This is a genomic window from Salmonella sp. SAL04162, assembly GCF_046551535.1.
GTDB classification, from domain to species: Bacteria; Pseudomonadota; Gammaproteobacteria; order Enterobacterales; family Enterobacteriaceae; genus Salmonella; species Salmonella enterica.
This window is the reverse complement of sequence record NZ_JBGDVX010000003.1, coordinates 127,982-144,099: the sequence shown is the minus strand read 5'-3', so window position 1 is coordinate 144,099 and position 16,118 is coordinate 127,982. Positions and strand designations below refer to the sequence as shown.

Sequence of the window (16,118 nt, the reverse complement as noted above, 5' to 3'; positions counted from 1 at the left end):
TAAGTTATCCCACCGCCCGCACGCCGGGCGGGTTTAAAAAGGTTACCTTATGTCCGAGCAGTTTCTCTATTTCTTGCAGCAGATGTTTAATGGCGTCACGCTGGGGAGCACCTACGCGCTGATTGCTATCGGTTATACGATGGTGTACGGCATTATCGGCATGATCAACTTCGCTCATGGCGAGGTGTATATGATCGGCAGCTACGTCTCTTTTATGATCATCGCCGCGCTAATGATGATGGGAATAGACACCAGTTGGCTCCTGGTGGCCGCCGGATTTATCGGCGCGATTATTATTGCCAGCGCCTACGGCTGGAGTATCGAGCGAGTCGCTTACCGGCCTGTGCGCAACTCCAAGCGCCTGATCGCCCTGATTTCCGCCATCGGGATGTCTATCTTTCTGCAAAACTACGTCAGCCTGACGGAAGGTTCGCGCGACGTGGCGTTACCCAGCCTGTTTAACGGCCAGTGGATTGTGGGCAGCAGCGAAAACTTTTCCGCGTCCATCACCACCATGCAGGCGGTTATCTGGATAGTCACCTTTCTGGCTATGCTGGCGCTCACCATTTTCATTCGCTACTCCCGGATGGGCCGCGCCTGCCGCGCCTGCGCGGAGGATCTGAAAATGGCCAGCCTGCTCGGCATTAATACCGACCGCGTCATTGCGCTAACGTTTGTTATCGGCGCGGCAATGGCGGCGGTGGCGGGTGTGCTGCTTGGGCAATTTTACGGCGTGATTAACCCCTACATCGGTTTTATGGCCGGGATGAAAGCGTTCACCGCGGCGGTGCTGGGCGGTATTGGCAGCATTCCGGGCGCGATGATCGGCGGTCTGATTTTGGGCGTCGCCGAAGCGCTCTCGTCTGCATATTTAAGTACCGAATATAAAGATGTCGTATCGTTCGCTCTGCTGATTCTGGTACTGCTGGTGATGCCGACCGGTATCCTGGGGCGTCCGGAGGTAGAGAAAGTATGAAACCGATGCATATTGCGATGGCTCTGTTCTCTGCGGCGATGTTCTTCGTTCTGGCTGGCGTCTTCATGGGCGTACAACTGGAGCTGGACGGCACCAAACTGGTGGTGGATACCGCCGCCGACATCCGCTGGCAGTGGATCTTTATCGGTACGGCAGTGGTTTTTTTCTTTCAGTTGCTGCGTCCGATGTTCCAGAAAGCGGTGAAGCACGTCTCCGGACCGAAGTTTATTCTGCCGGCGATCGATGGCTCTACCGTTAAGCAAAAGCTGTTTCTGATGGCGCTGCTGGTTATCGCCGTGGCGTGGCCGTTTATGGTGTCGCGCGGTAGCGTCGATATCGCCACTATGACCATGATTTATATCATCCTCGGTCTGGGGCTGAACGTGGTGGTGGGGCTGTCCGGCCTGCTGGTATTGGGCTACGGCGGCTTTTACGCCATCGGCGCTTATACCTTTGCGCTACTCAACCACTATTATGGTTTGGGTTTCTGGACCTGCCTGCCGCTGGCGGGACTGGTCTCCGCCGCCGCCGGTTTCCTGCTCGGCTTCCCGGTACTGCGCCTGCGCGGCGACTATCTGGCAATTGTGACGCTCGGCTTCGGCGAAATCGTCCGTATCCTGTTGCTCAACAACACTGAAATTACCGGCGGCCCGAACGGTATCAGCCAGATCCCCAAACCGACGCTGTTTGGTCTGGAGTTTAGCCGCAACACCCGCGAAGGCGGCTGGGATACCTTCAGCAATTTCTTTGGCGTGAAGTACGACCCATCCGACCGGGTCATTTTCCTCTATCTGGTGGCCCTGTTGCTGGTGGTCCTGTCGCTGTTTGTCATTAACCGCCTGCTGCGTATGCCGCTGGGCCGGGCGTGGGAAGCGTTGCGTGAAGATGAGATCGCCTGTCGCTCATTAGGTTTAAGCCCGACGCGCATCAAGCTAACCGCTTTTACTATCAGCGCCGCGTTTGCCGGTTTCGCCGGGACGTTGTTTGCCGCCCGCCAGGGCTTTGTCAGCCCGGAATCTTTCACCTTCGCCGAATCCGCCTTCGTGCTGGCGATTGTGGTGCTGGGCGGAATGGGCTCGCAGTTTGCGGTGATCCTGGCGGCGGTTCTGTTGGTGGTGTCGCGCGAGTTGATGCGCGATTTCAACGAATACAGCATGTTGATGCTCGGCGGTTTGATGGTGTTGATGATGATCTGGCGCCCGCAGGGATTGCTGCCGATGACGCGTCCGCAGTTGAAGCTGAAAAGTGGTCAGGCGAAAGGAGAGCAGGCATGAGTCAGCCATTATTAGCGGTTAACGGCCTGATGATGCGCTTTGGCGGTTTGCTGGCGGTCAACAATGTATCGCTGGAATTGCGTGAGCGGGAAATTGTGTCGCTGATTGGCCCTAACGGCGCGGGTAAAACGACGGTGTTTAACTGCCTGACCGGTTTTTATAAGCCGACAGGCGGTACGATCACGTTGCGCGAGCGGCATCTGGAAGGATTGCCGGGCCAGCAGATCGCCCGCATGGGCGTGGTACGTACTTTCCAGCATGTTCGCCTGTTTCGCGAAATGACGGTGATTGAAAACCTGCTGGTGGCGCAGCACCAGCAACTGAAAACGGGCCTCTTTTCCGGCCTGTTGAAAACGCCCGCTTTCCGCCGCGCGCAAAGCGAAGCGCTGGACCGCGCGGCGACCTGGCTTGAGCGTATTGGCCTGCTGGAACATGCCAACCGCCAGGCCAGTAATCTGGCCTACGGCGACCAGCGCCGGCTGGAGATTGCCCGCTGCATGGTGACGCAGCCAGAAATTCTGATGCTCGACGAACCGGCGGCTGGTCTTAACCCGAAAGAGACCAAAGAGCTGGATGAGCTGATTGCCGAACTACGTAACCATCACAACACCACTATCTTGCTGATTGAACACGATATGAAGCTGGTGATGGGCATTTCCGATCGCATTTACGTGGTGAACCAGGGCACGCCGCTGGCGAACGGCACGCCAGAAGAGATCCGCAACAACCCGGACGTCATCCGCGCTTATCTGGGTGAGGCATAAGATGGAAAAAACGATGTTAACGTTTGAAAAAGTCAGCGCCCACTACGGCAAAATTCAGGCGCTGCACGACGTCAGTCTGCACATCAACCAGGGGGAAATCGTTACCCTGATTGGCGCTAACGGCGCGGGGAAAACGACGCTGCTTGGCACCTTGTGCGGCGATCCGCGCGCCTCCAGCGGACGGGTGGTGTTTGACGGTAAAGACATCACCGACTGGCAGACGGCGAAAATCATGCGTGAAGCGGTGGCGATAGTGCCGGAAGGGCGGCGCGTCTTCTCGCGGATGACGGTGGAAGAGAATCTGGCGATGGGCGGTTTTTTTGCCGAGCGCGATCGGTTTCAGGAGCGTATCAAATGGGTGTACGAGCTGTTTCCGCGCCTGCATGAACGCCGTATCCAGCGAGCGGGCACCATGTCCGGCGGCGAACAGCAGATGCTGGCGATTGGCCGCGCGCTGATGAGCCAGCCGAGGCTATTGCTGCTGGATGAACCGTCGCTGGGGCTGGCGCCGATCATCATCCAGCAGATCTTCGACACCATTGAGCAGTTGCGCGAGCAGGGTATGACCATCTTCCTTGTCGAGCAAAACGCTAACCAGGCGCTGAAGCTCGCCGACCGCGGTTATGTGCTGGAAAACGGCCACGTGGTGCTATCCGATACCGGTGATGCACTGCTGGCGAACGAAGCGGTGCGCAGCGCCTATCTGGGCGGTTAGACTGTGCCAGGGGGAAGCGCGTGCGCCGCCCCCGGTAACGGCAAGCGGTAAAATTTTTCAAAAGAGCCTGATGGCTCTTTTTTTGTACGTGTTTGTTGTACAATAAACATGTACAACTGGGGAGGTGTTTATGCGTACGGTTAACTATAGCGAAGCGCGGCAAAATCTGGCCGAAGTCCTGGAAAGTGCGGTGACGGCGGGCCCTGTCACCATCACGCGTCGTGGGCATAAGTCCGCAGTGATCATCAGCGCCGAGGAGTTTGAGCGTTATCAGATGGCGCGAATGGATGATGAGTTTGCTGCCATTATGGCGGTTCATGGCAATGAGCTCAGGGAGCTGGCGGATAAATGACCCTACAACTTATCTCAGCGGAAGAGATAATTCAGTTTCACGACAGGCTTCTCCGCGTTACGCCTGGTGTAACAGGTATGCCTGATCCTGGCCGCGCGGAAGCGCTAATGTACCGGGTACTCAATCAAATCGAATATGAAGGGGTGACCGACGTGTGGCTGCTGGCGGCAATGCATTTGCTCGCTATATCCCGTGGGCATATCTTCAATGATGGTAACAAACGCACCGCCTTATTTATTACGCTGCTGTTTTTAAAGCGTAACGGGGTCTCACTCGCTGCGAATCCGGATTTTGTCGATATGACAGTCGATGCGGCGGCAGGGCGGCTTACGCTGGAGCAAATTGCCGTTCGCTTACGCGCCTGAGATGTTAATCCCGGCGACGCTCCGCCTGGTTGAGTTACGGCATGTGTGCCGTCCCCGGGAATAATGTCGTACCTATCCGTGCCGTAGCTCCCACTTTTCTTTTCCGGCGCTTTCACTGCCTTGCCATCTCTCTGTCGCCTTACTATCTTTTTTTTGTAATAAAAAAGTTATTTTTCTGTCATTCGAGCATGTCATGTTACCCCCGCGAACATAAAACGCGTGATATCGCGCATCCCGGCACAAAAAGAGAGATAACCGATGATATCGTTACGACATACAGCTTTAGGACTGGCGCTGAGTCTGGCATTTACGGGTCAGGCGTTGGCCGTCACCACTATTCCATTCTGGCATTCAATGGAAGGGGAGTTAGGCAAAGAAGTTGATTCACTGGCGCAACGTTTCAACCAGGCCAATCCGGATTACAAAATCGTTCCGGTCTATAAGGGGAACTATGAACAGAACCTGAGCGCCGGGATCGCGGCATTCCGTACCGGCAACGCGCCGGCAATATTGCAGGTTTATGAGGTTGGGACGGCGACCATGATGGCCTCGAAAGCCATTAAGCCGGTTTATGAAGTGTTTAAAGACGCCGGTATTAACTTTGACGAGTCCCAGTTTGTACCAACCGTTGCAGGCTACTACACCGATGCTAAAAGCGGGCATCTGCTCTCCCAGCCCTTTAACAGCTCCACGCCGGTACTGTACTACAACAAAGACGCCTTTAAGAAAGCCGGTTTAGATCCGGAACAGCCGCCGAAAACCTGGCAGGAGCTGGCTGACTATACCGCGAAACTGAGAGCGGCTGGCATGAAATGCGGTTACGCCAGCGGCTGGCAAGGCTGGATCCAACTGGAAAACTTCAGCGCCTGGAACGGTCTCCCCTTCGCCAGTAAAAACAATGGCTTTGACGGTACAGATGCGGTGCTGGAATTTAATAAGCCAGAGCAGGTGAAACATATCGCGCTGCTGGAAGAGATGAATAAGAAAGGCGATTTTAGCTATGTTGGGCGTAAGGACGAGTCTACCGAGAAGTTTTATAACGGTGACTGCGCGATGACAACCGCGTCCTCCGGTTCGCTTGCCAATATCCGCCAGTATGCCAAATTTAACTATGGCGTGGGTATGATGCCGTACGACGCTGATATCAAGGGCGCGCCGCAAAACGCCATTATCGGCGGAGCCAGCCTATGGGTCATGCAGGGTAAAGATAAAGAAACCTATACCGGCGTCGCCAAATTCCTCGACTTCCTGGCAAAACCGGAAAACGCTGCTGAATGGCATCAAAAAACTGGCTACCTGCCGATTACCACCGCCGCCTACGAGCTGACCCGCGAGCAGGGTTATTACGATAAAAACCCCGGTGCGGATATCGCCACTCGCCAGATGTTGAATAAGCCGCCGTTACCCTTCACCAAAGGCTTGCGTCTGGGCAATATGCCGCAGATTCGTACTATCGTGGACGAAGAGCTGGAAAGCGTCTGGACCGGGAAGAAAACCCCACAACAGGCGTTGGATACCGCGGTGGATCGCGGGAATCAGTTACTGCGTCGTTTTGAGAAAGCGAGCAAATCTTAAGTGTATAAGTGCCTGATGGCGCTGCGCTTATCAGGCCTACAGCGTTTGTAGGCCGGATAAGGTGCTTGCACCGCCATCCGGCACCTTCCAGGAAAAGAACCTTCATGTCATCATCCCGTCCGGTGTTCCGCTCGCGTTGGCTGCCGTATTTACTGGTTGCCCCGCAGTTGGTTATCACCGTTATTTTCTTTATCTGGCCTGCGGGCGAAGCGCTGTGGTATTCGCTGCAAAGCGTCGATCCGTTTGGTTTTTCCAGCCAATTTGTCGGGCTGGAGAATTTTGTCGCGCTTTTTCACGACAGTTATTATCTCGACGCCTTCTGGACGACGATTAAATTCAGCGCGCTGGTCACGTTTAGCGGCCTGCTGGTCTCGCTGTTTTTCGCCGCCCTGGTGGATTACGTGGTGCGCGGCAGCCGTTTTTATCAGACGCTGATGCTGCTGCCTTATGCCGTCGCGCCCGCCGTCGCCGCCGTATTGTGGATTTTCCTGTTTAACCCGGGGCGGGGATTAATCACCCATTTCCTCGGCGAATTCGGCTATGACTGGAACCACGCGCAAAACAGCGGTCAGGCGATGTTCCTGGTGGTATTTGCGTCAGTCTGGAAGCAGATTAGTTACAACTTTTTATTCTTCTTTGCCGCGCTGCAATCCATTCCCCGCTCGCTGGTGGAAGCGGCGGCCATTGACGGCGCCGGGCCGATTCGTCGTTTCTTCCGGCTTTCTTTGCCGCTTATTGCGCCGGTCAGTTTCTTCCTGCTGGTGGTCAACCTGGTGTATGCCTTTTTCGACACCTTCCCGGTGATCGACGCCGCGACCGCCGGCGGGCCGGTACAAGCCACCACGACGCTGATTTATAAGATCTATCGCGAAGGGTTTACCGGCCTGGATCTCTCGGCGTCCGCCGCGCAGTCGGTGGTGTTGATGTTCCTCGTCATCATTCTGACGGTGGTGCAGTTCCGCTATGTGGAAAGTAAGGTGCGTTACCAATGATAGAGAATCGTCGCGGGCTGACAATATTCAGCCATACCATGCTGATTCTGGGGATCGCGGTCATTTTGTTTCCGCTGTATGTCGCGTTTGTCGCGGCGACGCTGGACGACCGCGCGGTGTTTGAGACGCCGATGACGCTGCTTCCCGGCACGCAGTTACTGGAGAATATCAAAACTATTTGGGTCAACGGCGTCGGTGTTAATAGCGCGCCATTCTGGCTGATGATGCTTAACAGTTTCATTATGGCGTTCAGCATTACGGTAGGCAAAATCACGGTATCTATGCTTTCCGCATTCGCCATCGTCTGGTTTCGTTTTCCCCTGCGTAACCTGTTCTTCTGGATGATTTTTATCACCCTGATGCTGCCGGTTGAAGTGCGTATCTTCCCGACGGTGGAAGTGATCGCCAACCTGAAAATGCTCGACAGCTATGCTGGTCTGACGCTACCGCTGATGGCGTCCGCTACCGCCACTTTCCTGTTTCGTCAGTTCTTCATGACGCTTCCGGATGAACTGGTGGAGGCGGCCCGTATTGACGGCGCGTCGCCGATGCGCTTTTTCCGCGACATCGTGTTGCCGCTGTCAAAAACCAACCTGGCGGCGTTATTCGTCATCACCTTTATCTACGGCTGGAACCAGTATCTGTGGCCGCTGTTGATTATCACCGACGTGAATCTTGGCACTGCCGTAGCGGGTATCAAAGGGATGATCGCCACCGGCGAAGGTACCACGCAATGGAACCAGGTGATGGCGGCAATGCTGCTGACCCTTATTCCCCCGGTTGTCATCGTTTTAGCCATGCAGCGCGCGTTTGTGCGTGGCCTGGTCGATAGTGAGAAATAAAAATGGCTGGTTTAAAACTACAGGCAGTAACCAAAAGCTGGGACGGCAAAACCCAGGTCATTCAACCGTTAACGCTGGACGTGGCGGATGGCGAATTTATCGTGATGGTCGGGCCGTCCGGCTGCGGCAAATCAACGTTGTTGCGGATGGTGGCCGGTCTGGAACGCGTGACCAGCGGCGATATCTGGATTGATCGCAAACGTGTCACCGAGATGGAGCCCAAAGATCGCGGCATCGCGATGGTATTTCAGAACTATGCTCTCTATCCCCATATGAGCGTAGAGGAGAACATGGCGTGGGGACTAAAAATTCGCGGTATGAGCAAAGCGCATATTGAAGAACGCGTGCGGGAGGCGGCGCGCATTCTGGAGCTGGACGGCCTGCTTAAACGCCGTCCACGCGAGCTTTCCGGCGGTCAACGGCAGCGCGTGGCAATGGGGCGCGCGATCGTCCGCGAGCCGGCAGTCTTTTTATTCGACGAACCGCTTTCTAACCTCGACGCCAAGCTGCGCGTGCAGATGCGTCTGGAGTTACAACATCTGCATCGTCGTCTTCGTACCACCTCGCTCTATGTTACTCACGATCAGGTAGAGGCGATGACGCTGGCCCAGCGGGTGATGGTGATGAATAAAGGCGTCGCAGAACAGATTGGCACGCCGGTAGAGGTGTATGAAAAACCGGCCAGTCGCTTCGTGGCGAGCTTTATCGGCAGCCCGGCGATGAACCTGTTGGACGGCGTTATCAGCGCTTCCGGCGACCGTTTCGAATTGCCTGGCGGTCTGGCGTTGCCGATTGGTGCGGGCTATCGAGGTCATGCCGGACGTAAAATGACGCTGGGTATCCGCCCGGAGCATATTGCGTTAAGCTCGCAGGCGGAAGGTGGCGTGCCGCTAACGGTAGACACGCTGGAGATTCTGGGCGCGGATAATCTGGCGCATGGGCGCTGGGGCGATCAGAAACTGGTGGTGCGGTTGGCGCATCAGCAGCGCCCGGCGGCGGGCAGTACGCTATGGCTGCATCTGCCGGAACATCAGCGGCATCTTTTTGATGGCGAAACAGGACAACGTGTATGAGTAACTGGCCTTATCCCCACATTGTCGCCCATCGCGGCGGCGGTAAACTGGCGCCGGAAAACACTCTGGCGGCGATTGACGTGGGCGCGCGATACGGGCACACCATGATTGAGTTTGATGCCAAGCTGTCGAAAGACGGCGAAATTTTCCTGCTGCATGACGATAACCTGGAGCGCACCAGCAACGGTTGGGGCGTGGCGGGCGAGTTGAACTGGCAGGATTTATTGCGTGTGGACGCTGGCGGTTGGTTTAGCGGCGAATTTAAAGGCGAGCCGCTGCCGCTGCTCTCGCAGGTGGCGGAGCGCTGCCGTAAACACGGCATGATGGCGAATATTGAGATAAAACCGACAACGGGGAGCGGAAGGCTAACAGGACGAGTCGTGGCGTTGGCCGCCCGCGAACTGTGGGCCGGGATGACGCCGCCGCTGCTTTCTTCCTTTGAGATAGAGGCGCTGGAAGCGGCGCAGGCGGCAGCACCTGAACTGCCGCGCGGGTTACTGCTGGATAAATGGCGTGAAGACTGGCGTGAACTGACGACCCGTCTGGGCTGTGTTTCCCTCCATCTCAACCATAAATTACTCGATGAGACGCGAGTGCAAGAGATTAAGGCCGCGGGTCTGCGGATTCTGGTGTATACCGTCAATCAGCCTCAGCGGGCGGCAGAGCTGCTGCGCTGGGGCGTGGATTGTATCTGCACCGATCGCATTGATGACATCGGCCCTCACTTTCAGTTTTAAGGGCCGTCAGTTTTAAGGGCTGATGGTTTTCAGCGGGATGTCAGGCTGCGGCGTCCCGCTGCCCTGCTGCAACATTGGCTGGGAATGGTTTAGCATCCGGTCCGGATTTCCGCTACCGCTGAGCATTCCGCCCTGCGTATTGGGCAGCGTTTGCTGACCGAGCATACCGTTGCCCGGCTGTCCCTGCTGAACCCGCTGCGTATTGGCATTCAACTGCGACTGTAGATTTTGCTGCTGGCTGCGAGCCTGCGTTTGCATCTGTTGTTTCAACATACCCTGCTGCTGAATCTGCTGCGTTTGCATCTGCGTCTGCATACGCTGCTGGCTGGGAATCTTATAACCCGGCTGATTAGGGTTATTGAGTGTATTAATTGGCTGGGCCAATACAGCAAAGGGTAACAAAGCCGTAATAAGTAGTAAGCGTTTCATTGTCGTCTCCTCCCGATGAGGCCTCTTTTTAAGTGTACCTCTATTTCGCCATGATGATGATTTTTTAAGCGTTGTGGACCAGGATTAAACGGGACATACACCCATTTATCTGGAGAAAAACAACGATGAAACCAACGTTTATGCGCTGGGTGGCGATCGCCGCTCTGCTGGCCGGGGGGACGTTTAGCGCGGTGGCCAATCCTCCCGTCGCGCCGCCAGTCTCCTATGGTGTTGAAGAAGATGTCTTTCATCCTGTGCGGGCGACGCAAGGGATGGTGGCGTCCGTGGATGCAATGGCGACGCAGGTTGGCGTGGATATCTTAAAGCAGGGCGGTAATGCCGTGGATGCCGCCGTCGCCGTGGGCTATGCGCTGGCTGTCACGCATCCGCAAGCCGGGAATCTGGGCGGCGGAGGATTTATGCTGCTGCGCACTAAAGATGGCGCTACCACGGTGATCGATTTTCGTGAAATGGCGCCTGCTGGCGCGACCCGTGATATGTTCCTCGACGAGCAGGGTAACGCCGATGCGAAAAAGTCGCTGACGTCGCATCTGGCATCCGGTACGCCGGGTAGCGTGGCGGGGTTCTCGCTGGCGCTGGAGAAATACGGCACGATGCCGCTGAATAAAGTGGTGCGTCCGGCGATGAAGCTGGCGGAAGAGGGTTTTGTGGTTAACGATGCGCTGGCCGACGACTTAAAAACTTACGGCAGCGAAGTGATCCCTAATCATGAGAACAGCAAAGTCATTTTCTGGAAAGACGGCGAGCCGCTGAAAAAAGGCGATAAGCTGGTCCAGAAGAATCTGGCGAAAAGCCTGGAAATGATTGCTGAAAATGGCCCGGATGCGTTTTATAAAGGGGCGATTGCTGACCAGATTGCCGGAGAAATGCAGAAGAACGGCGGTCTGATGACCAAAGAGGATTTAGCCAGCTATAAAGCCGTTGAGCGTTCGCCAATCAGCGGTGACTATCGCGGGTATCAGGTCTTCTCCATGCCGCCGCCATCCTCGGGCGGTATTCACATCGTACAGATCCTGAATATCCTCGAAAATTTCGACATGAAGAAGTACGGCTTTGGCAGCGCCGATGCCATGCAAATCATGGCGGAAGCGGAAAAATACGCCTATGCCGACCGCTCAGAGTATCTGGGTGACCCGGACTTTGTGAAAGTGCCGTGGCAGGCGCTGACCAACAAAGCCTATGCGAAAACGCTGGCCGATCAAATTGATATCAACAAGGCCAAACCTTCCAGCCAGATAAAACCGGGCAAGCTCGCCCCGTATGAAAGCAACCAGACCACCCACTTCTCGGTGGTGGATAAAGACGGCAATGCTGTGGCGGTGACCTATACCCTGAACACCACCTTCGGCACAGGAATTGTGGCGGGAAATACCGGTATTCTGCTGAATAATCAAATGGATGATTTTTCTGCTAAACCCGGTGTACCTAATGTTTATGGCCTGGTGGGCGGCGATGCTAACGCGGTCGGTCCGAAGAAGCGTCCGCTGTCGTCGATGTCGCCGACTATCGTCGTTAAAGACGGGAAAACCTGGCTGGTGACCGGCAGTCCTGGCGGTAGCCGTATTATTACTACCGTACTGCAAATGGTGGTCAATACTATTGATTTTGGCATGAACGTCGCCGAAGCGACCAACGCGCCGCGTTTCCATCATCAATGGTTGCCGGACGAACTGCGGGTAGAAAAGGGCTTCAGCCCCGATACGCTGAAGTTGCTGGAACAGAAAGGGCAGAAAGTCGCGCTGAAAGAAGCGATGGGCAGCACCCAAAGTATTATGGTTGGACCGGATGGCGAACTGTACGGCGCGTCTGACCCGCGTTCGGTGGATGATTTAACGGCGGGATACTGATTTTTAAATCCAGGCCCGGTGTCAGACACCGGGCTATTTGCAGATTATGCCGTGAGTAATCGGGCTGGATTATCAATACAAAGCTTGCGCAGAGTATCGTTGTCTACTCCGCGAGCAGCCAGATAGGCGAGGAAGACATTCGGGACAAACCCCCAGCCATTTCCGCCATTTTTCGCCCACATCTGTTTGAGAAAAACATCATGGCTTAAAACGATTTGGTCGGCGTAACCCAGTGCAATCAGATTCGCTACTGCATCTGCGGTCTCCTGAACGCCCGGCGCGACACCTTCTTTTGGGAAGGTGATGTCCAGACCAATCATGTCAAATTCAAGCCATACGCCACGGTCGAGCATTTTACGTTGATAGACGACATCTTTTCCTGAAGGGTCCGAATGCGCCAGCGAGACTTTTGCCGGAGAGACGTTCATTTCTTCCAGCACGATATCCAGCACCTCATCACCCAGTCGCAGCCACCCTGGCATATGGATATTCATCGCCGTGTGGGGGTTGTTACATTGTGCCAGAGACGCTGCCCGCAGGCTGTTACGCTCCGCTTGGGTAAACGCGGGAGATACGCCGATTTCACCGATCATGCCAGCGCGAATATCCGTCTCGCCAATACCCTGATTCAGTTCTTTATCAATGAGTGAGGCTAACAGCTCAACAGGTTTATGGATCCGGGTACTTTCAAATTTCTCCAGATAAGGTCCGGATGACGCAACGATATTCAAACCCGTTTTTAAGGCAACTTCTCGCAGCGCTGAAGCGTCCCGTCCAATGGATTCTGATCCGGTGGCGTCGACAATCGTCCTGCCGCCCAAAGACATAAAGTTATTGATTTCGAAGATAACATCATCAATCTCTTTGCGGTCCATGTTATCGGCGCAGCAGTATGGGTCGTGTTTCAGCCCCCACTGCAGGTCAGCACTGACTTTCTTTCCCACCAGTTGCTGTGAAAAAGCATAATGTGGCTCGTCTACGACCGAAGACAGATCGTTAAACAGATGTTCATGCGGTAGCGTCAGCCCCATATCCGTATGCGCCACCGGGCCTGTTACGGTTTGCAGGAAACCTTTCATTCTGACACCTCCATTCTTTGCGCCATTTTGGATGCTCTGTATTCAGGGATGGTGGTCACAATCGCACCGACTAACGCGAACAGCGTACCGATGATGGTGACCAGGTAGACCGTATTGCCTAATGAAGGGATCAATTCATCAATTAGCACTGAGCCAAGCAGTTGGCCTGCTGTTGACGCTACGCCCAGCATCAATAGTCCTAAGCCTCTCACCAGAATCGCCATTAGCCCGATGGACAGCAGACCCAGCGGACCACCGAGATACATCCACCATGTATCGGGTAACTGGATGGTGACATGGCCTAATGCGATACGTATCGCCAGCGCTGCGCCCAGGACACAAAAGCCGACGATGAAGTTCCATGTAATGGACACCAGCATGGAGCCCGTTGCCTCGGCGACTTTCGCATTCCCCGCAGGCTGCCAGCCAGCGAGTAACCCTGCCAAAAAGGGGAGGATAGCGAGCAGGATAAACGAGGTTGAGTGCCACTGTGGCGACACGACAAAAATGGTGGCGATAACGGCGAACAATGCGCCAGTAATGCGCCATGGCGTAAAATATTTCTTCTCCTCCACACCGATGCCAAAACGGTCGCACAGCAGGCCGGAAAGAAGCAGGGCAGAAATTAATGCCGTTTGAAAGGTGGCAACGCCCAGCGCGCTGGCGGATGCGCCTTCAGAAAATACGACCATCGCCCCGCATAATCCTGCAAACCAATTCCATAGCGGGATTTTTCTCTTTTTAATCAGAGTAGGGATTGAGGCGAATTGCTGGCGTGTTTCTTTGCGCGCAATAATAATAAAAAACATGACGACCAGACCGCTGGCAAACGAGATTACTGCGCAAGCATTACCGTCTTGTAACCAATGTCCTAACTGCCCATTAACGGCAGACTGCATCGGGGAAAGCATACCGGCTAAGATGGTGGCAAGCATCAGTAAGGGGGTTGAGTACTTATTCTTGTTCATACATCAATCCTTATATTTTATAAAAGGAGTAACTTTCGTTACTCCATTGTTTTTTATTTTCTGGCGATGAATTGAAGCGTGTTGACCCACAGGTCGGTATAAAATGGCCATGACATAAACTGCTGGGTTCCCCAGTGTGGGGAGCAGTCACTCATAAAGCAGGCGGTTTTACCCTGTTGGTATTCACCGAACACTAACAATGGGTCATTATTTATTGTTAATACGACATCGGCATCGTCTCTGGCGACGGCCTGGTTATATCCAAGAAATACCGGATAATCTGAGAATCCGTTAACAACAGGATGTTCAGGTGAGACAGCCTCAGCACAAATACCCTCTGGCTTTTCTACCCGGTCATCGCCATCAAGCATAATAACTGGCAGAACCTCAGCAAGAACGGTGTTCTTATAATTGGCTTTTGCCTCAATACCCATGAACGACAGATAGCCGCCAATCATGAGTAGTCCACCGCCATTTTTGACGTACTCTTTAATGGACTCCAGAGCGTTTGGTTTTATTTTTAGCTGATAAAATGTCTCGTTTTGCAACAGGAAGGTATTACTACCAATGTCGCTAATAACAATCACATCGTAACGGTTTAATTCGTCAACACTCTCTGGAAAGGCAATTTGTACCGTGTGGGCAGGCATGTAATCAATATCAACGCCGCCTTTCCTCAGGCATTCCAGTAACCATGTAGCGCCTTCTTCATATTTACTGGAGGTGAAACTGTCATAACCTTTTGAATGAATCATATGAATATGCCAGGATTCTCCAATAAAGAGCACCTTTAGTTTTTTCTGCGTATTGTTCATAGTCTGCTCCTTGATTTAGTGAGTAGAGATAGTTTGTTTGTAATGTGAACCCTGAATACGATGAAGAACGGAGTCGTTTTCCGGCATATCAGAGGCATTCGGCGTTTCAACCGCAAGTGAGGCAAATGCGCTGGCGTAGCACAATGCGGATGCCAGTGACTTTCCTTTTGCAAGACCAGATGCGAGGGCGCCATTGAAAGCGTCACCCGCTCCCGCAGTATTTTTTACAACTGCCGGAAATGCCGGGGAATAGATGAATTGTGTGCCATCATAAGCAAGCGAACCTTTGCTACCTAATGTAATAATGGTATTTTTGACGCCTTTCTGATGAATAATTTTGGCCGCGCATTTGGCTGATTCGATATCATTAACCGCCATATTGGCCAGCAGGCCTGCTTCCGTTTCATTTGGCGTAATATAGTCAATGTTATCAATGATAGTGTTAACCATGTCATTGTATGGCGCTGGATTGATGATGACCGGTATGTCATTTTTTTGTGCGAGACGAATTGTTTGCTGCAGCGCTTCGTAATTCGTCTCCAGTTGGACAAGAACAATATCTGAATGAATAATGGCTTCTTTCTGAATGGTGATTTCATCAGGGGAAATTGTCATGTTGGCGCCAGGGTAGATAGCGATGACGTTATCTCCGGTATCTCCATTCACCATGATGGTTGCTGTACCTGTTTGTGTTTCTTTGGTCTGGTAGATAACACTTTTATGGATTTTTGATGAGTTTATAAAATTAATGGCGTAATCACTAAAATGATCTGAGCCGACTTTAGTAATAAAATGCACATCAGAGTCGGCATAGCTTGCTGCTAATGCCTGATTACATCCCTTACCGCCGGGTGAAAAAATAAATTTATCGGCAAGCAATGATTCTCCCGTTGAGGGTAATCTCGGTAGATAACTGATAATATCAACATTGAACGAGCCAATAACACATACATTATTTTTCATGGCAGAGAGACCTTTTTTATTTTTCTGCGCTGATTCATATTTTTCCAGCACATAAGCAATTTCATTTTTTGCGACGTTATCAAGAGAATCAAGGGTAATAAATGCACCACCATGACAGCGAGTAAGATATCCCTGTCCGGCAAGTTCATTGAGATCTGAACGAATAGTTTCCTTTGTTACCTTGAGACTTTTCGCCAGATTTGAAACTTTTACAACTCCCGAAATACTGAGTTCCTTCAATATTCTATGATGGCGTTCAAATTTCATTTTTTACCTCACCGTGGTTAAATTAGTCCCGGGAGGAGTATATTGTTGTGATTGTCACCATAAA

General features: G+C 53.3%; 17 protein-coding genes. 12 read left to right on the top strand and 5 right to left on the bottom strand.

The window, feature by feature from the left end; all coding sequences use genetic code 11:
- Positions 1 to 49: 49 nt before the first annotated feature.
- The 11 genes from livH to ugpQ all read left to right on the top strand — a co-directional run bounded on the left by livH (position 50) and on the right by ugpQ (position 9,665).
- Entirely contained in the window at positions 50 to 976 is a 927-nt protein-coding gene (gene livH / locus ACLJRH_RS07600) for a high-affinity branched-chain amino acid ABC transporter permease LivH (RefSeq protein ID WP_000003007.1), read from the top strand.
- Positions 973 to 2,250, top strand: a complete 1,278-nt coding sequence (gene livM / locus ACLJRH_RS07595; RefSeq protein ID WP_000803764.1) for a branched chain amino acid ABC transporter permease LivM — start codon at positions 973 to 975, stop codon at positions 2,248 to 2,250. The genes livH and livM overlap by 4 nt, the downstream gene beginning before the upstream one ends.
- Positions 2,247 to 3,014, top strand: coding sequence for a high-affinity branched-chain amino acid ABC transporter ATP-binding protein LivG (gene livG, locus ACLJRH_RS07590; RefSeq protein ID WP_000082083.1), 768 nt, complete (start codon positions 2,247 to 2,249; stop codon positions 3,012 to 3,014). Before livM ends, livG begins: the two co-directional genes overlap by 4 nt.
- 1 nt (position 3,015) lies before the next feature.
- Entirely contained in the window at positions 3,016 to 3,729 is a 714-nt protein-coding gene (livF, locus tag ACLJRH_RS07585) for a high-affinity branched-chain amino acid ABC transporter ATP-binding protein LivF (protein ID WP_000416114.1), read from the top strand.
- Between the two features lie 130 nt (positions 3,730 to 3,859).
- Positions 3,860 to 4,081: a type II toxin-antitoxin system Phd/YefM family antitoxin gene (locus ACLJRH_RS07580; protein WP_023136533.1), complete on the top strand. Its 222-nt coding sequence runs from the start codon at positions 3,860 to 3,862 to the stop codon at positions 4,079 to 4,081.
- Positions 4,078 to 4,446 carry a type II toxin-antitoxin system death-on-curing family toxin gene (locus tag ACLJRH_RS07575; RefSeq protein WP_001549713.1) on the top strand — a complete coding sequence of 123 codons (369 nt, stop codon included), beginning with the start codon at positions 4,078 to 4,080 and terminating at the stop codon, positions 4,444 to 4,446. The genes ACLJRH_RS07580 and ACLJRH_RS07575 overlap by 4 nt, the downstream gene beginning before the upstream one ends.
- A gap of 258 nt (positions 4,447 to 4,704) precedes the next feature.
- On the top strand, positions 4,705 to 6,021 hold the full coding sequence (gene ugpB, locus ACLJRH_RS07570; RefSeq protein ID WP_000624747.1) for a sn-glycerol-3-phosphate ABC transporter substrate-binding protein UgpB: 1,317 nt from the start codon (positions 4,705 to 4,707) through the stop codon (positions 6,019 to 6,021).
- A 104-nt stretch (positions 6,022 to 6,125) separates the two neighbouring features.
- Positions 6,126 to 7,013 carry a sn-glycerol-3-phosphate ABC transporter permease UgpA gene (gene ugpA, locus ACLJRH_RS07565; protein WP_000099303.1) on the top strand — a complete coding sequence of 296 codons (888 nt, stop codon included), beginning with the start codon at positions 6,126 to 6,128 and terminating at the stop codon, positions 7,011 to 7,013.
- Entirely contained in the window at positions 7,010 to 7,855 is an 846-nt protein-coding gene (gene ugpE / locus ACLJRH_RS07560) for a sn-glycerol-3-phosphate ABC transporter permease UgpE (RefSeq protein ID WP_000572196.1), read from the top strand. Before ugpA ends, ugpE begins: the two co-directional genes overlap by 4 nt.
- A 2-nt stretch (positions 7,856 to 7,857) precedes the next feature.
- Positions 7,858 to 8,928: a sn-glycerol-3-phosphate import ATP-binding protein UgpC gene (locus ACLJRH_RS07555; protein ID WP_000907842.1), complete on the top strand. Its 1,071-nt coding sequence runs from the start codon at positions 7,858 to 7,860 to the stop codon at positions 8,926 to 8,928.
- The gene (ugpQ, locus tag ACLJRH_RS07550) at positions 8,925 to 9,665 is read left to right on the top strand and encodes a glycerophosphodiester phosphodiesterase (protein WP_000073548.1); all 741 of its coding nucleotides are present in this window, start codon (positions 8,925 to 8,927) and stop codon (positions 9,663 to 9,665) included. Before ACLJRH_RS07555 ends, ugpQ begins: the two co-directional genes overlap by 4 nt.
- Before the next feature lie 12 nt (positions 9,666 to 9,677).
- On the opposite strand, the gene ACLJRH_RS07545 is transcribed toward ugpQ, so the two are convergent.
- Complete coding sequence (locus ACLJRH_RS07545) at positions 9,678 to 10,094, bottom strand: DUF2756 family protein (protein WP_000826034.1); 417 nt, start codon at positions 10,092 to 10,094, stop codon at positions 9,678 to 9,680.
- 125 nt (positions 10,095 to 10,219) lie between these two features.
- Here ACLJRH_RS07545 and ggt point away from each other — a divergent pair, with 125 nt between their 5' ends.
- Positions 10,220 to 11,962 carry a gamma-glutamyltransferase gene (gene ggt / locus ACLJRH_RS07540; RefSeq protein ID WP_023136532.1) on the top strand — a complete coding sequence of 581 codons (1,743 nt, stop codon included), beginning with the start codon at positions 10,220 to 10,222 and terminating at the stop codon, positions 11,960 to 11,962.
- 44 nt (positions 11,963 to 12,006) lie between these two features.
- On the opposite strand, the gene ACLJRH_RS07535 is transcribed toward ggt, so the two are convergent.
- The 4 genes from ACLJRH_RS07535 to ACLJRH_RS07520 are packed head-to-tail and all read right to left on the bottom strand — an operon-like array spanning position 12,007 to position 16,054.
- Positions 12,007 to 13,041, bottom strand: coding sequence for a phosphotriesterase (locus tag ACLJRH_RS07535; RefSeq protein WP_000675710.1), 1,035 nt, complete (start codon positions 13,039 to 13,041; stop codon positions 12,007 to 12,009).
- On the bottom strand, positions 13,038 to 14,009 hold the full coding sequence (locus ACLJRH_RS07530; protein ID WP_001038949.1) for a DMT family transporter: 972 nt from the start codon (positions 14,007 to 14,009) through the stop codon (positions 13,038 to 13,040). The genes ACLJRH_RS07535 and ACLJRH_RS07530 overlap by 4 nt, the downstream gene beginning before the upstream one ends.
- A gap of 53 nt (positions 14,010 to 14,062) precedes the next feature.
- Entirely contained in the window at positions 14,063 to 14,824 is a 762-nt protein-coding gene (locus tag ACLJRH_RS07525) for a glutamine amidotransferase (RefSeq protein ID WP_001066515.1), read from the bottom strand.
- A gap of 15 nt (positions 14,825 to 14,839) precedes the next feature.
- Positions 14,840 to 16,054 (bottom strand): PfkB family carbohydrate kinase, encoded by a 1,215-nt coding sequence (locus tag ACLJRH_RS07520; protein ID WP_000667447.1) that lies wholly within the window; start codon positions 16,052 to 16,054, stop codon positions 14,840 to 14,842.
- Positions 16,055 to 16,118: the final 64 nt, after the last annotated feature.

Bases quoted from the DNA above. Each gene is read 5' to 3' on its own strand.
- ACLJRH_RS07535 (WP_000675710.1), bottom strand. From the start codon at position 13,041: ATGAAAGGTTTCCTGCAAACCGTAACAGGCCCGGTGGCGCATACGGAT.
- livM (WP_000803764.1), top strand. From the start codon at position 973: ATGAAACCGATGCATATTGCGATGGCTCTGTTCTCTGCGGCGATGTTC.
- livG (WP_000082083.1), top strand. From the start codon at position 2,247: ATGAGTCAGCCATTATTAGCGGTTAACGGCCTGATGATGCGCTTTGGC.
- ACLJRH_RS07530 (WP_001038949.1), bottom strand. From the start codon at position 14,009: ATGAACAAGAATAAGTACTCAACCCCCTTACTGATGCTTGCCACCATC.
- ggt (WP_023136532.1), top strand. From the start codon at position 10,220: ATGAAACCAACGTTTATGCGCTGGGTGGCGATCGCCGCTCTGCTGGCC.
- ACLJRH_RS07575 (WP_001549713.1), top strand. From the start codon at position 4,078: ATGACCCTACAACTTATCTCAGCGGAAGAGATAATTCAGTTTCACGAC.
- ugpB (WP_000624747.1), top strand. From the start codon at position 4,705: ATGATATCGTTACGACATACAGCTTTAGGACTGGCGCTGAGTCTGGCA.
- ugpQ (WP_000073548.1), top strand. From the start codon at position 8,925: ATGAGTAACTGGCCTTATCCCCACATTGTCGCCCATCGCGGCGGCGGT.
- ACLJRH_RS07555 (WP_000907842.1), top strand. From the start codon at position 7,858: ATGGCTGGTTTAAAACTACAGGCAGTAACCAAAAGCTGGGACGGCAAA.
- ACLJRH_RS07545 (WP_000826034.1), bottom strand. From the start codon at position 10,094: ATGAAACGCTTACTACTTATTACGGCTTTGTTACCCTTTGCTGTATTG.
- livF (WP_000416114.1), top strand. From the start codon at position 3,016: ATGGAAAAAACGATGTTAACGTTTGAAAAAGTCAGCGCCCACTACGGC.
- ACLJRH_RS07580 (WP_023136533.1), top strand. From the start codon at position 3,860: ATGCGTACGGTTAACTATAGCGAAGCGCGGCAAAATCTGGCCGAAGTC.
- ugpA (WP_000099303.1), top strand. From the start codon at position 6,126: ATGTCATCATCCCGTCCGGTGTTCCGCTCGCGTTGGCTGCCGTATTTA.
- ACLJRH_RS07525 (WP_001066515.1), bottom strand. From the start codon at position 14,824: ATGAACAATACGCAGAAAAAACTAAAGGTGCTCTTTATTGGAGAATCC.
- ACLJRH_RS07520 (WP_000667447.1), bottom strand. From the start codon at position 16,054: ATGAAATTTGAACGCCATCATAGAATATTGAAGGAACTCAGTATTTCG.
- ugpE (WP_000572196.1), top strand. From the start codon at position 7,010: ATGATAGAGAATCGTCGCGGGCTGACAATATTCAGCCATACCATGCTG.
- livH (WP_000003007.1), top strand. From the start codon at position 50: ATGTCCGAGCAGTTTCTCTATTTCTTGCAGCAGATGTTTAATGGCGTC.